9 protein-coding genes and 1 pseudogene are annotated in these 14168 nt (G+C 69.9%); 5 read left to right on the top strand and 5 right to left on the bottom strand.

What is annotated here, in order from left to right:
- Positions 1–29 precede the first annotated feature (29 nt).
- Complete coding sequence (gene ppgK / locus OG747_RS15795; RefSeq protein WP_405879966.1) at positions 30–776, top strand: polyphosphate--glucose phosphotransferase; 747 nt, start codon at positions 30–32, stop codon at positions 774–776.
- Between the two features lie 86 nt (positions 777–862).
- On the opposite strand, the gene OG747_RS15790 is transcribed toward ppgK, so the two are convergent.
- Positions 863–1237: a DUF6542 domain-containing protein gene (locus OG747_RS15790; RefSeq protein ID WP_405879965.1), complete on the bottom strand. Its 375-nt coding sequence runs from the start codon at positions 1235–1237 to the stop codon at positions 863–865.
- Positions 1238–1619: 382 nt separating this feature from the next.
- Between OG747_RS15790 and ychF the strand changes: the two genes are divergently transcribed.
- The 4 genes from ychF (at position 1620) to OG747_RS15770 (ending at position 6908) form a co-directional block, all read left to right on the top strand.
- The gene (gene ychF / locus OG747_RS15785) at positions 1620–2708 is read left to right on the top strand and encodes a redox-regulated ATPase YchF (protein ID WP_405879964.1); all 1089 of its coding nucleotides are present in this window, start codon (positions 1620–1622) and stop codon (positions 2706–2708) included.
- Between the two features lie 719 nt (positions 2709–3427).
- Positions 3428–5182, top strand: coding sequence for a flavin monoamine oxidase family protein (locus OG747_RS15780; protein WP_405885550.1), 1755 nt, complete (start codon positions 3428–3430; stop codon positions 5180–5182).
- 665 nt (positions 5183–5847) lie between these two features.
- The gene (locus OG747_RS15775) at positions 5848–6105 is read left to right on the top strand and encodes a hypothetical protein (RefSeq protein WP_405879963.1); all 258 of its coding nucleotides are present in this window, start codon (positions 5848–5850) and stop codon (positions 6103–6105) included.
- Positions 6106–6140: 35 nt separating this feature from the next.
- Positions 6141–6908 carry a hypothetical protein gene (locus tag OG747_RS15770; RefSeq protein ID WP_405879962.1) on the top strand — a complete coding sequence of 256 codons (768 nt, stop codon included), beginning with the start codon at positions 6141–6143 and terminating at the stop codon, positions 6906–6908.
- A gap of 218 nt (positions 6909–7126) precedes the next feature.
- Here the strand turns inward: OG747_RS15770 and OG747_RS15765 are convergent, their stop codons facing one another.
- The 4 genes and pseudogenes from OG747_RS15765 to OG747_RS15750 form a co-directional block, all read right to left on the bottom strand.
- Positions 7127–8770, bottom strand: a complete 1644-nt coding sequence (locus tag OG747_RS15765) for a plasmid pRiA4b ORF-3 family protein (protein WP_405879961.1) — start codon at positions 8768–8770, stop codon at positions 7127–7129.
- Positions 8771–8849: 79 nt separating this feature from the next.
- A complete protein-coding gene (locus OG747_RS15760) occupies positions 8850–11138 on the bottom strand; it encodes a 2OG-Fe(II) oxygenase (protein ID WP_405879960.1) in 2289 nt (762 codons plus the stop codon).
- A gap of 305 nt (positions 11139–11443) precedes the next feature.
- Positions 11444–11842, bottom strand: a pseudogene (locus OG747_RS15755) (integrase); the annotation flags it as partial.
- 367 nt (positions 11843–12209) lie between these two features.
- The gene (locus OG747_RS15750; RefSeq protein WP_405885549.1) at positions 12210–13379 is read right to left on the bottom strand and encodes a cytochrome P450; all 1170 of its coding nucleotides are present in this window, start codon (positions 13377–13379) and stop codon (positions 12210–12212) included.
- Positions 13380–14168 lie beyond the last annotated feature (789 nt).

Below are 14168 nucleotides of genomic sequence, written 5' to 3'. Positions count from 1 at the left end.
CTGTCAGTCGTACGACGTAACGTAGGGCCATGCAGATCTTCGGTGTGGACATCGGCGGATCCGGGATCAAGGGCGCCCCTGTGGACCTGGACCGCGGCGAGTTGGCGCAGGAGCGCTACAAAGTGCTCACTCCGCATCCGGCGACCCCGGACGCGGTGGCCGACGGAGTGAAGGACGTCGTCGGGCACTTCGGCTGGACGGGGCCCGTCGGCATCACCTTTCCCGGGGTGGTCACCGGCGGCGCCACCATTCGTACGGCCGCCAATGTCGACAAGGCGTGGATCGACACCGACGCGCGTGCCCTGCTGGGCGAGCGGCTGGGCGGCCTCCCGGTGACGGTGCTGAACGACGCGGACGCGGCGGGCGTCGCCGAGATGGAGTTCGGCGCCGGGCGCGACCGTCGGGGCACGGTCCTCCTGCTCACCTTCGGCACCGGCATCGGCAGCGCGCTCTTCATCGACGGCGAACTGGTTCCGAACACGGAGCTGGGCCACCTCGAGCTGCACGGTCACGACGCGGAGACGCGTGCCTCCACCAAGGCCAAGGAGGACCAGGAGCTGACCTGGGAGCACTGGGCCAACCGGGTCCAGAAGTACCTCGCCCATGTGGAGATGCTCTTCTCGCCCGAGCTCTTCATCATCGGCGGCGGTGTCAGCCGCAAGGCCGACAAGTTCCTGCCGCTGATCGAGGGCATCAAGGCGGAGATCGTCCCGGCGCAGCTGCAGAACAACGCGGGGATCGTGGGCGCGGCGATGCGGGCGGCGAAGGCGGGTTAGCCCCTCCGGGGAGCGCGGGGCAAGGGCCGGGCCGGGAGAGGGCAAGGGCCGGGCCGGGAGGGCGTACGCCGGTGCGGTCACGTCCGTCAGACCGGACGGCGGCGCGGCCGGGTCTTCGGGCGGGGAGCCTGCGCCCTGCGCCGGGCGGCCTTGCGGCACATCAGCCGTGCCTTGCGTACGGTCGAGATGACCCCCGCGACCAGCGTCCCCCCGTACAGCCAGCCCGCCTGTGTGGCGAGCGCGGTGACGAGCCCCATCAGCCGGCTCCCGATCCCGCCGCCCTCGTCGGCGACGGGCAGCAGCCCGAACGCGAAGGCGATCGGCACGACGACGGGCGCGGTGACGAGGTCTCCCCGCCGTACCCACAGCGCGGTGAGCGCGCAGACGGGCAGGAACAGCACCCCGTACACCACCAGTGACGCCCCGAACAGCAGGTCGTCGAGGCAGGCGAGCGCGAACATCGTCGCTCCGCAGAACAGCCCGCTGCCGAGCCCGGTGAGCCGGGGGTTCGGCAGCCGCCGTCCGGCCCGCGCGGGCCCCGGCGCGGGCCGCCGCGCGGGTGGCGCCCCTTTCCGTACACCGCAGGCCCCTCCCCGCCCGACTTGGGCGGGGAGGGGTGCGCCGCGTCGCGGTCTGTACTGAGGGGGACGCGTCCTGTGTTGCTCCACTGGACCAACTTAGGTCGGTTAATGTGCGGATTAGGCCCTCAGACACGCCGATGAGCAGACCTTGGCCATGCGTTCGACAGGTCGCCGGTAAGGGGCGCCGCACCCCGTAGACTGGTGGATCGGCCCGCGCTCCACGCGGACCTGTCGCCCACCCTCACGTACGGGAAGTCGCAACGTGTCGCTCACGATCGGAATCGTCGGTCTGCCCAATGTCGGCAAGTCGACCCTGTTCAACGCCCTGACCAAGAACGACGTGCTCGCGGCCAACTACCCGTTCGCCACGATCGAGCCCAACGTCGGCGTGGTCGGCGTCCCCGACGCCCGGCTGACCAAGCTGGCCGAGATCTTCGGCTCGCAGCGCCTCCTCCCGGCGACGGTCGACTTCGTGGACATCGCGGGCATCGTGAAGGGCGCCTCGGAGGGCGAGGGCCTGGGCAACAAGTTCCTCGCGAACATCCGTGAGTCGGACGCGATCTGCCAGGTCATCCGTGCGTTCAAGGACGAGAACGTCGTGCACGTCGACGGCAAGGTCTCGCCCAAGGACGACATCGAGACGATCAACACCGAGCTGATCCTCGCGGACCTCCAGACCATCGAGAAGGTCCTGCCGCGCCTCCAGAAGGAGTCGCGCATCAAGAAGGACACCGCTCCCAAGGTCGCGGCGGTCGAGGCGGCGAAGGAGATCCTGGAGAGGGGCGACACGCTCTTCTCGGTCGGCATCGTCCAGGGCTCCGGCAAGGAGGAGCTCCTGCACGACCTCCACCTCCTGACCACCAAGCCGTTCCTCTACGTCTTCAACGTGGACGAGGACGAGCTGGTCGACGACGACTTCAAGGCCGAGCAGCGCGCCCTGGTCGCCCCCGCCGAGGCGATCTTCCTCAACGCCAAGCTGGAGGCGGACCTCGCCGAGCTCGACGAGGAGGACGCGATGGAGCTCCTGGAGTCGGTCGGCGCCGAGGAGCCGGGCCTCGCCACCCTCGCCCGCGTCGGCTTCAACACCCTCGGCCTGCAGACCTACCTGACGGCCGGCCCCAAGGAATCCCGCGCCTGGACCATCAAGAAGGGCGCCACCGCCCCCGAGGCCGCCGGAGTCATCCACACCGACTTCCAGAAGGGCTTCATCAAGGCGGAGGTCATCTCCTTCGAGGACCTCGTCGAGACCGGCTCGGTCGCCGAGGCCCGCGCCAAGGGCAAGGCCCGCATGGAGGGCAAGGACTACGTCATGCAGGATGGCGACGTGGTGGAGTTCCGCTTCAACGTTTAGTGGCGGCGATAGCGTGGACGCGGTGATTTAGCAAACGTGCAGGTCAGGTGGGGTCGGCCCGAGTTGGGGTCGGCCCCGTTGGCGTGCCGGTGGCTGGATCCGTGCTGGATTTTCTGACGTTTCGTCATCTGTCGTCAGTCGTCGTTCTTCGCCCACCGCAACTACGACAGCTTCGCCCTTGACCGTGGCCTTGATCGCCGACAGCACGCACGCCAGACCCGGATCGCTCTGCTTGCCGCGTCGTTCGGGCGGAGCGCGGTTTCAGCCACGGCGGCGCACAACCGCCGCACGGCCGACCGGACTTCGGGCGGGGCGAGGGCGTTCACTTCGTCCGCCGTGCGGCACGGCCGTGCGCCGGTCGTCGTCGACCGATGGCTTGATGTCGTCGTCGCGCCTGCGAGAACCCGGCGTACGCGGGGCTCGCTTCGGGATCCGACTGCCCGCACACCGGTGAACGGCGGGCTCGCGCGAGCCTCCGGCGTGTCATCTCACGGAGAAACCCGTCGTGCTCGCGACGTTTCTGCAGATGCCGTCCGAGTTTGTGTGTGAAGTACCGCAGCCATCGAGAGGAAGGGCAATTCGAATTGCAAGGATGATTATCTTTATTAAGGTTTGACCGGGGGTGATGGCGAATTCCTGCCATATTGGTTCCGCGCTGATGACAGGTAACCGGGCGCCCGCCTAGCGTATTCGTCGTGACATCTGAAACGTCTCAGGGGATGGGGCGGCGCGGATTCCTCGGCGCCGCCGCAGCCCTCGCCGCCGGGACCGCCGCCGCCACTTCCTCACTCAACGCCCTCTCCGTGGCCAGGGCCGCCGACCGGGCCACGGATACCAGTCGCGACCTCGCCCGTAAACTCCTTCTGGTAGGGGACCGCGGAGAGGATCTGAAACTTCGCTATCTGCGGATCCTCATCGACCACGGCCTGCCCAAAACGACCCATCCGAAGAAAATCCTCATCGTCGGGGCCGGAATTTCCGGACTGGTCGCCGCCGCCCTGCTCAAGGGAGCCGGTCACCACGTCGTCATCGTCGAAGCCAACGGAAACCGCACGGGCGGTCGCATCAAGACCTTCCGGGGTGTTTTCTCCGACAAGGCATTGCACGCCGAGGCGGGGGCCATGCGGCTCCCGGATTTCCATCCGATGGTGCTGGCGCTCGCCGACAAGTTCGGCGTCAAACGGCACCTTTTCTACAACGCGGACGTCGCCCCCGGCGCCCGCGGCGTCGGGACCGTTCCGCCGGTGGTCTACAAGTCGTTCACCGGGGAGACCTGGAGCAACGGCCGGCCGACGGATTTCCGTGCGCCGGCGGCCACCATGCGCAGCCTCATCCAGGTCAACGGATTGCGCGTGTCGCGCGGCGACTACGCCCACGCGCCGGGCGCGGTCAACCGCTCGTTCGGGACCTCGGTGGCCACCACCATGTCCGCGGCCGTCGACGAGGCGCTGAAGCCGGTGACGGTCGCGCAGACCGGCGGCATCGACACCCAGATCGCCGGATGGGCCAAGGTCATCGACGACTTCGACAACTACTCCACGCACCGCTTCCTCGTCGAGCACGCCGGCTGGGAGCTGGCCAAGGTCGAGGCCGCCGGGACGCTGGAGAACATGACCTCGCGGCTGCACTATTCGCTCATCCCGACGCTGATGGACCGCGCCATCATCAACCCGACCTCCCGTTACTGGGAACTGGAGGGGGGAACGGCGTCCCTGACCGACAAGCTCACCGAGTCGCTGAGCGGCGTCATCCGCTTCAACCGGCGGATGACCAAACTCACCCAGACGCCCGGGGGCGTGCGGATCGAGACGACCGCGGAAACCGGCAGCGAGGAGTCCTGTGACGGCGCGCCCAACGCCCCGGTCCAGACATTCGAAGCCGATTACGCGATCGTCACCGCGCCCTTTTCCGCACTGCGGTTCTGCCACTTCCAGCCGGCCCTGTCCTACCCGAAGCGGCGCGCCATCACCGAACTGCACTACGACTCGGCGACGAAGGTGCTGCTGGAGTTCAAGACCCGCTTTTGGGAGAAGGGCGCCCAGGGCTTCACCGGCGGTGGCTGCGTCTCCGACAGCCCCAACCGCTTCACCTACTTCCCGTCCCTGGTCGAGGGGTCGCGGGGCGGGGTGGTTCTCGCCTCCTACACCTGGTCGGACGACGCCATGCGCTGGGACTCGCTCACCGAGGGCGAACGGTACGCGTTCGCGCTGGACAACCTGGAGCGGATGTTCGGCCCGCAGGTGCGGCGCGAGTTCACCGGCGTGGGGGCCACCCAGTCCTGGACACGGGCCCGTTACGCCCTGGGAGAGGCGGTCATCTTCACCCCGGGACAGCTCCACGAGCACCACGCCGCCACCCGGACCGTGGAAGGACGCGTCCACTTCGCGGGCGAGCACACCAGTCTCAAACCCGCCTGGATCGAGGGCGCGCTGGAAAGCGCGGTCCGCACCAGCCTGGAAGTGAACGACCGTTGAGGTGCCCTCCCCATCGCCCGCCGCCGTTGGTCGCGCCGACGGCGGTCGCGAGCCCTCTGGCTATGGCGAGCCCCCTGGCGGCGCCGAGTCCCGCACCCCGCGTGGTGCGGGCGCCTGACGGCGGCCAGGGACGGCGGTTCGCCGCCGCGGTGCTGCTGGGTGTGGTGGTCAGCGTGGCCGGTGCTCTTCCGGCTCACGCGACCGGCACGCCCGGTGCTCTTCCGGCTCAGGAGTCCGGCACGCCAGGTCCGGGCAGCCCCGTAGGCGTCCTGCCCGGACCTCAGGCGGCATACGGCGGATCCGGCGGCGTACTCCACAGCTCGGGTCCTGGGGTCCATGTGTCGCTCGGATGCTCGCGCGCCCCCTCGGGCGGCTCCGGGTGCGCGGTCGTCGTGAGGATCTGCGACGGCGACGGGCGCATGGTGTTGTCCATCGTGGTCGTTGAGGGCGACGGGGGTGTCCCCGGCCATGGCGGACCGGCGGGAAGCGGATTGTCCGTCGCGGTCGGCGGTCGGTGCGCCCGACGGGGCGGCCCTCCACCCCGGCCCCCGCAGCCTCCCGTGCCGCCCGCGCCGAGACCGGTCCCGCCCCCGACCAGCCCTTCACCCCCGCCTCAGCCGCCGCGGCATCCCGTACCCGTGCGGCCCGTCCCGCCTCGTCAGCCGGTGCGGCACGTCCGCCCGGTGCGGCCCGGCCCCGCCGTCTCCCCGCCCGCCGTCAACGCACCGGTGAACGTCGTCCCCCCTTCGCCACGGCCGGGTGAGCCGCCGCGGCGGGTGATCCTCCCGCAAGCCGTCCAGCAGTCCCCCTATCCGCGTCCCGACGACTCGGGGCCGTGGTGGCTGCTGACGATGACGGCCGTTCTCCTTCCCGCCGTCATCGCCGCCGTGGTCTCTTCCGGCTTCGTCGGCCGCCGCCGCTGACCGCTGCGGCCGCAACCGCACACTCGGAGTATGTCATGTCCATGTACGTTCTCAGCTTTCTCGCCACGCTCGGCGGCGTCCTGTTCGCCTTCGTCACCGCCAAGCTCCTCGGGCGCGGCCAGCGCGCGGCGAGCGGTGAGTTCAGCGGCCAGGCGCTCTCTCTCATCGGCGGTGTGCTGCTCAGCTCGTTCGTGCTGCTCACGGGCTTTCAGGTGGCCGGCAGCTGGTCGACGCTGAGCACCGCGCGGGCCCGTACTTACGACGAGGCCCGCGCGCTGACCGACACCTACTGGGCGGTGGGAAGCCTGTCCGACCCCGGCCGGAACACGGTGCGTACCCTGCTCAAGCGCTATACCGGCGACGTGAAGAGCGTCGAGTTCCCCGCGCTCGCCCAGGGCCACACCAGCATGGAGGCGTGGCACGCGCTGGACAGCGTACGAGCGGCGCTCAACGCGGCACCCGCGCCGCGACCGGAGCAGCAGGCGGCGAAGTCCGCGGCCCAGTCCAACCTGGCGACGGTCTACCAGACCCGTGCCGACCGCGCCGCGGAGGTACGGGCCGGCATCCCGCGGATCGTCTGGGTCGCCCTGCTCGTGGCCGGTGGCTTTCTGATCGCCTTCCCCGCGGTGCTCGGGCTCGCCTCCCATCCGCGCAACCTGGTGGGTCTGTGCTTCGTCGGCGCCGCGGTGGCGTTCGCCATCTGCCTCACCGCCCAGCTCGACCACGCCTTCCAGCCGCCGTTCGCCGTCCGGCCGACGGCGTTCTCCTTCGCCGAGACGCGCTTCCGGCAGATGGACGGCTGACCGGACGAAGGGCCCGCGAACGCCCGGTCACGCTCTCACGCCCAGCGCATGCCGACTCATGTCCAGCGCAGTCGCAGCAGCACGACCGATCATCATGCCGGGCACACCGCCAACCGCGCGAGAGCGCGGACTGCAGCGACCACGGCCAGCACCCCCGAAACCCGCTTGCACCTGCATGTATGAGGTATTCGGCAAGGGCAGCGTTCGTTGACCCCGTATCAGTTGGGTGAGAACACCCGGATCAGGCACTCGTTGATGTCGTCGATCGCGAACGGCGCGGTGGGGTACGTTCCGTCTTCGTTCTCGGGCAGGGAATCCTCGATCGGGCTGTCGCCGTGCCCTGCCGTGCACACCGGGTGTGCGGTGTTGGGTCCGCCGGCGAGGGTCTTCTGGTAGGTGATCTCGTGGCGCCAGCAGTCGCCGAGGTCGTAGGTGTAGCCCATGATGCTGCCCTTTCGGGGGAACGCGTCGGCGACGAGGACGGCGTCCTCGTCGTCGGCGTCCAGGTCGCACCAGTGGGGGGCGTAGGCGCGGCGGTCGGATCCTTGGAAGAGGTGCAGGTGGTCGCCGTCCCAGTCCAGGACGGTCCGGATGACCTCGTGCAGGTCGCCGAGGGTGAGGGTGGGACGTACCAGGACCCGGCGCCATACACCCCAGCCGGTCAGGGAGATCTTGAGTTGGTACACGCTGGGCTGTGACTGTTCGGCGCCGCTGCGCGCCAGATGGTCGGCGAGGGCCGCGGCATCGGGGTGGCCGCTGCCGTGCAGGGCGGTCAGGCGCTCGGGTCCGGTGGCGCCCGGCAGGTCGTGGAACCGTTCGAGCAAGCGTGCCGGGTCGTCGCCGAGCCAGGCCGCGGCGCACTCGTCGACCGCCAGCCAGAGCAGGTCCTGTGGGCTGAGTGCCTGCTGCGTGGGGTCGTCGTCCCACAGTATCCGGCGGGCCGGGGGGCCGAGGACCGGGTGGGCGGCGGCTTGGCGCCACGGCTCGTCGGAATCCACGGGGAGTTGGGCGGCGAGTTCGAGGGCGAGTCTGCGCCGCGGGGTGTCCGCCCGGCCGGCTTCGGCGAGCAGGCCTTGCAGCGCGGTGTCGGGGGCCTGGACCTCGATCCATGGCCAGATCGCCGGGTAGGGGTCGCGGGGCGGGCGGCGCTGAAGCTCTCCCAGCAGGTCGGTGGTGCTCATCCGCGGTGAGATCTGTGCCGGGCGCAGCTGCTCCAGTGCCCAGCTTCCGAGCGAGGTGAGGCCGCGGTTGCCATCGGCCGCCCCCGCGTCGACGAGGAAGGTGCGGAGCTGCTCGAACCCGTGCTCTTCCTGAGTCCAGAGAAAGGAGCAGCGCCAGGACAACGGCCACTGGCGGCCGCGTGTCATCTCGAGGATGCGGGCGCTGACGCAACCCGCGTCCCCAGGGTCGTCGGCGGTGGACAATGCCGCCAGCAGGAGGGCGATGCAGGTGGCGTGCTCGTCGTCGTCGCGCGGCCGTTCTGTGCCCGTGCCGAAGGGGATGGCTGCCGACAGGGCGTCGAGCCAGCGTCGCACCACGGTCTCCGGCGGCAGCTTCGGCCAGTCCGACTCCGCTGCGGCGCCGTGGCCCCGCCCGCCGTCGATGATCACGAAACCGCCCGCGCGGGCGAAGCGCCACACCACGCCGAGCTCGGGAATGTCGGCGGCACGGCGTGTCCGGCGTGGCGCAGGGATGCCCAGTGTGGCGGCGGCCTCGGGGGCGTCTGAGGGTTTCGGCATGCCCGTGGGGGTCAGTGCCCGTCCCGGACCGAGCCAGGCGGCGAGGGTTCGGGCGCGCGCGGCCAGCCGGCAAGAGCCGGCGGCGAGGGCGAGCGCGGGGGACGGGGACGTTGACGCGGTCACCGCAGCAGCCTAACGGGCCAGCACCACCCGTCGGCGGTGCGGGCGTTACCCGTCCGGAGTGACGGCGGCCCGTTCCCGCTCACGCTGTGCGCCGGGTCGCTGTCAGCCACGCCAGGTCGGCCGTGGCCTCGTCGCGCGCGTGCGCGGCGCTGGTGAACAGCTTGTCGGTCTTGGTCAGCACCAGGGTGTAGGGCCGCCCCTGCCGCCGGGTCTGGTGGCGCACCGGCAGCTCCGCCGCGTCGATCCGGGAGTGCACGTGCCGCCGTCCGTCTTTCGCCAGCGGCCACTCCAAAGTCCGCTGCGTCCGTGAGCCGAGAAACGTTCCCAGCCGGTCGCAGAGGTCGCACCCGCACCCGGTCCATTCGATCGACCAGTCGTCTTCGTCGCGCGGCGGCGTCGCGGCGATCCTGCCGAGCCGCTCCGCGCAGTCCCGGGCGACCTGGTCGAGCCCCGCCGCCCCGCGCGCGTCCGCCAGGCGCAGCGCCGGCATCAGACACTCCAGTACGGTGTCCGCGCACTCGCGCAGCGTTCCCGTGATCTCGTCGTGCAGGGTGTCGTCGGCCGCTTCCAGTAGCCGCGCCAAGGGCGAGCTCAGGAGATCCAGCTGTCGCCGGCGGACATCGCTGTGCGCGGTGGTGGTCCAGAGCCGGAGTCGGCTGTCCAGCCAGCCCCAGGCCCCGGCGGCCAGGAGCTGTGCCACGTGCGGGCTCCCGGTGGCACGCAGCGCCCCGCACAGCCCCGGCAGCATGGTGTCGGCCCACTCGGACAGGTCGGATCCGTACGGGTCGCGCTTCGACCCGAACCACCCGTCGACGACGCTCCGGGTCCACTGCTCGCCGTACCGCTCAGCCGCTGCCGCCAGCCCGGCCGCGTGCTCCTGCGCCAGCAGCTCCACACGGAACGGTTCAAGCAGCATCGCCGCAGGCCCGGCGGCATCCAGGCCCACCGCCACATCCAGGGCTGCCGGAAGCAGTCCTGCCTTCGTTCCCAGCTGGGACCAGAACGGCGCGAGCGACTGTGCCGCGCGGCGTGCGCCCGCCAGATCCCCGGCGTCGATGCGGTCACGGAGCTCACGCAGGGCCCACCAGGACCCGGCCTCGGCACGCGCCGCGAACGCCCTCTCGCGCGGCCACACGACGACCGCGGCCCGCCGGTACCACCGGTCCAGCGTGTTGCCGTAGTTGCCCATGTAGCCCTCGTACTCGGACTGGTAGGGAGTCAGGCCCGCGTTCGGGGTGGCTGCACACACCTCGTCCTCGCTGACGCGCAGCGAGATCGGTTCACCGCCGGCGCCGTCCGGTCCGGTCCACCAGTCGAGGGTGATCTCGTCGTCGATCAGCTCGTTGAGTTCGTAGTCCTCGGGATCCTCGTTCGGGCCGTCGCCGGTGTCGTCCTCCTCTTCCTCTTCGTCCTCGTAGTAGTAGTCGTCCCATGGGTCGCTGCCGGAGGGCAGAGCGTCCCAGGTCTCCTTCACCTCGGCGAGTGCCAGCACCGTCTCGCATCCGGCCTGCTCCGCCGCGGCGCGCAGCAGCGCGGCGCGCTCCGCGTCGGCGCCCTTGAGGCGCTGCCAGTTCAGGCCCCGCTGGGTGTACTCGTGGTCGAGGAGGAAGACCAGCCGGTTCGGCGGGGGCAGGACGCGGCGTGAGTATCGCGGGGTGACCGGCGTGCTGAAGTGCTCGGTCAGGCAGCGCACCGACTCGGCGGCGGGACCTGCCTCCACGGCCGGGGAACCGGCGTCGGCGAGCAGGTTGAAGGTGAGGGTCTCCCGGTAACCGGACCTGACCGGAGTCACCTGGTGACGACAGTCGGCGTAGAACGCGATGAGGGTCAGCTCGTCCTTCGACGCCTGGTACGCGATGCTCTCCCCGCCGTGCTCGATGACCAGTTCCCCGCCGGTGTGCGCCGAGGGCAGTGACACCACCAGGGAGCCCACCATCGCGTCGTCCTTCTCCGAGTCCTGGTGGGGGAGGAAGAACTGCCCCTTGCCGTACACCAGCATCGAGTGCAGCTCGGCACGGAGGCGGGATCCGCGTGGAAGCCCGAGCTCGTCACGGAAGTGCTCCAGCGCGCTGTCGAGCAGTGTCGGCCAGCCGGTTCCGCCCAGAGTGATCTGGTCCGGGGTCAGCTCCCAGGTGTCCCGGACGCTGGGGTCGGCCAGCGTCGCGTCCCCGCGCCCGAACTTCGCCGGCCGCGCCACCGCGATCAGCTTCTTCGCCAGGGGGGCGCGGAGCGGAAGTTTGACCGGCCCGACACCGGACACCTCGAGCCGGAGCAGGTCCGCCGGTGCCGACAGCTGAGCGCTGAACGATCCGGTGGGCTCGGCGCCGCCCAGCAGCCTCGCCAGCCGTTCCCTTGCGGTCTTCGCCATGCGCCCTCGTTCCCCCTTCCAGGATGTCACTCTATCGGCGTTGTGGGAGCCCGCGGCTCCCTTCTTGCCGTGGTGGCCGAGTAGCGAGAGTTGGGGTCCACGGCATCCGGGCAACGCGGCTGCGACGCCAGGTTCCGCGGGGGTTCGGCGTGGATCGTCACCGGTTTCGGCACGCAACCCCGGCCGGCCCGGGACACCCGCGGATCGGTTGGCGCATTCGGCTATGCCGGTCATGCGGCAAAGTCATGGTGGGCAGCAACGGGACAGCGTCTGCCACAGGCACTCCGAGTCCGCGGTCTGGAGCCGCCCCTGATCCGGCGATGACCCCATCGGCTGTTCTCCTGAGCGAGGCGCACCACGCGCCTTTTGATGGCGGCGTTCGTGGGCGGCCGTCCGGGTCCGCGGCGTCGCTGGGAGTAGTCTCACCGACGCGCAACCAACTTGCGGTGCCATGCCAGCAGTGTGCCCGGCTTGATCGGGAAGACCTGCGTCCAGCGGCGGCGGGGGATCAGCGAGGACAGGGCCGCGAACCACAGCCGGTCCGCGGGTTCGTACCGTGCGGGTACATGGAGCTGGCGTCGCAGCACCGCATTCTCGTGCCGCAACACGAGCAGTTCGGCAGCAGTGCCCGTGTCATGGCGCAACAGCACTGCCGGAACAGAGAGCAGACGTCGGGTCACCTGGTACAGGAGCGACACGATCACCCGAGCAGGGTCGCAGACCCCCCATGGGGAGTCGTGGCACTTTGACCAGCAGCGATGAATAACCGAGCCCCACAGGCCGGCAGTTGTATCGGAGATCGCCAATCAAAGCTGTGACCAGGGCGGATGATGTGTCGGCACCCGCAACGCCAGTCTCAGCAGCACGACCGATCACCATGCCGGGCACACCGCCGACCGCGCGAGAGCGTGTACTGCAGCGACAACGGCCAGCACACCCGAAACCCGCTTGCACCTGCATGGATGAGGTATTCGGCAAGGGCAACGTAGACGCACGCAATGCGGTGGCATCCTCTACGAGTACACGCATGGAGCCTGACCAGCATGGATGAGGTATTCGGCAAGCGTGAGGTCAGGACTTCCACCGGACCGGCAGCTGACGCGGGCCGCGGATGAGCATGCCGTTGCGCCAGGTCAGGGCGGCCGGGTGGGCGTCGAGGGCGAGGTCGGGGCAGCGCTCCAGCAGAGCACGGATCGCGATCCGAGCCTCCATGCGGGCGAGCGGCGCGCCGAGGCAGTAGTGGATGCCGTGGCCGAAGGCGACATGACCATTGGCGGGCCGCCGTACGTCGAAGCGGCCGGGGTCGGGGAAGCGTGCCGGGTCGTGGTTTGCGTCCGCCAGGGCCACGAGGACCAGCTCACCACCGCCGGGGATGACCGTATTGCCGATCTCGACCGGCTCGGTGGTGAACCTGAACGTCGGCGTCTCCACCGGCCCGTCGTAGCGCAGCATCTCCTCCACTGCGTTGTCCATGAGCGTCATGTCCTCGCGCAGCGCGGCGACTTGGTCGGAATGGGTCAGCAGGGCCAGTACGCCGTTGGAGATCAGATTGACCGTGGTCTCATGCCCCGCGACCAGCAGCAGCCAGGCGGTACCGCGCAGTTCGTCCGCAGACAGCCGGTCGCCCTCCTCGTCGGTGGTGCGAATCAGGGCGCTCATCAGGTCCTGGCCCGGGGCCAGGCGCTTACGCTCCAGCAACTCGGCGAGATACGTTGCCACCTCACCCGTCGCCGCCAGCCGCGCCCCCGGGTCGGGGTCAGTGAGGATCGTGCCGGTCCAGGCGCGGAACGCGGCCCGGTCCAGCATCGGCACGCCGAGCAGCTCGCAAATCACCGAGATTGGCAGCGGGAACGAGAGTGCCTCGACCAGTTCGGCCCGTCCGTCCGGAAGCGCCACCATCGCGTCGATCAACTCGTCGGTGATCTGCCGCACGCGCGGCGCGAACTGTTCGATCCGGCGCGGAGTGAACTCACGGACGACCAGCTTGCGCAGCCGCTCATGGTCCGGCGGGTCGGAGTTGAGCATGTGCGGGCCCGCAGATGGACTGGGGATTGGAAAGGTGGGCGACGCGTTCTTCCACTGCTTGGACAACCGCGGATCTACGAGCGCCGCTCGGCCGGCCTCGTACCCGACGACAAGCCAGGCCTCCGCACCCTCCGGAATCCGCACCTTGTGCACGGGTCCGCGCTCGCGCAGCGCCGCGTAAACCGGATACGGATCGCGGACGAAGTCCTCGCCCATCGCCACCAGATCGATCGCCTCGGCTGCCGCCACCGCCTGCCCCCGTCTCCCAGTTCGCCCGACGCTAGCAGTGGGCGGCGCTTCGGCGAAGGACGCATCCAGCCGAACGGGGCGGGGAAAAACGGGAACGACGCGGACGACAAAGGCGAGCACGGAAACCGCCATGAGCCTGAAGATCACGGTGGCGTGGGGGATGAAGGTGTCAATCCCCTCGCAGCATGGAGAGTTCCCATGCTTGCGCCTGCTGGAAACCCCGTCCGTGCAGGTCAGGCGGATTCCCCGTACAAGTAGTCGTCGACGCGCTCACTGAGGTCCTCGGGGCCATCGAAGACGGGGAGAGCCGCCAACCGGGGGCGGGAGTCTCGTCTGGCTCTACCAGGCGCAGCAGTGCTCACCGGGCCTCGTCGTCCTGCTCGCCGCGCGAGGTGTCGGCATTGCATGCGTCCGCCCACTCCTCGCTCCACCGCACCAGGAAAGAACGCCAGTCGAAGTTCTCATCCGCCAAGACGGCAATCCTTCCAGCCGCCACTCACAACACCGGTCTGCTGCACGGCAGTTGGACTCCCCGGACCGCCCTTCGGCCGTTCCGGTCATCCGCGGTGTCCACTCGCATCCGCGCTGCGGCATTCACTTCGACCCCTGGGGCGGCAGAACGAGCGTCTACGGTCACCCCCTGCTCCTTCACGACACGAAGTGGCCTACGGCAGAGCGCCGGCCCGGCAGCACACCGCGCCAACCGAACCTGGTGAGCCTTTCCGGCCCCAGCCCTATATTGGCCTGGGGCAACGT

Origin of the sequence: Streptomyces sp. NBC_01384, from assembly GCF_045040035.1 — a bacterium.
Lineage (GTDB): Bacteria > Actinomycetota > Actinomycetes > Streptomycetales > Streptomycetaceae > Streptomyces.
This window is presented reverse-complemented; position numbering and strand designations above follow the sequence as displayed.

Coding starts and splice junctions, on each gene's coding strand:
- ppgK (WP_405879966.1), top strand. CDS start 30: ATGCAGATCTTCGGTGTGGACATCGGCGGATCCGGGATCAAGGGCGCC.
- OG747_RS15790 (WP_405879965.1), bottom strand. CDS start 1,237: ATGTTCGCGCTCGCCTGCCTCGACGACCTGCTGTTCGGGGCGTCACTG.
- OG747_RS15780 (WP_405885550.1), top strand. CDS start 3,428: ATGGGGCGGCGCGGATTCCTCGGCGCCGCCGCAGCCCTCGCCGCCGGG.
- OG747_RS15770 (WP_405879962.1), top strand. CDS start 6,141: ATGTCCATGTACGTTCTCAGCTTTCTCGCCACGCTCGGCGGCGTCCTG.
- OG747_RS15760 (WP_405879960.1), bottom strand. CDS start 11,138: ATGGCGAAGACCGCAAGGGAACGGCTGGCGAGGCTGCTGGGCGGCGCC.
- OG747_RS15750 (WP_405885549.1), bottom strand. CDS start 13,379: ATGGGCGAGGACTTCGTCCGCGATCCGTATCCGGTTTACGCGGCGCTG.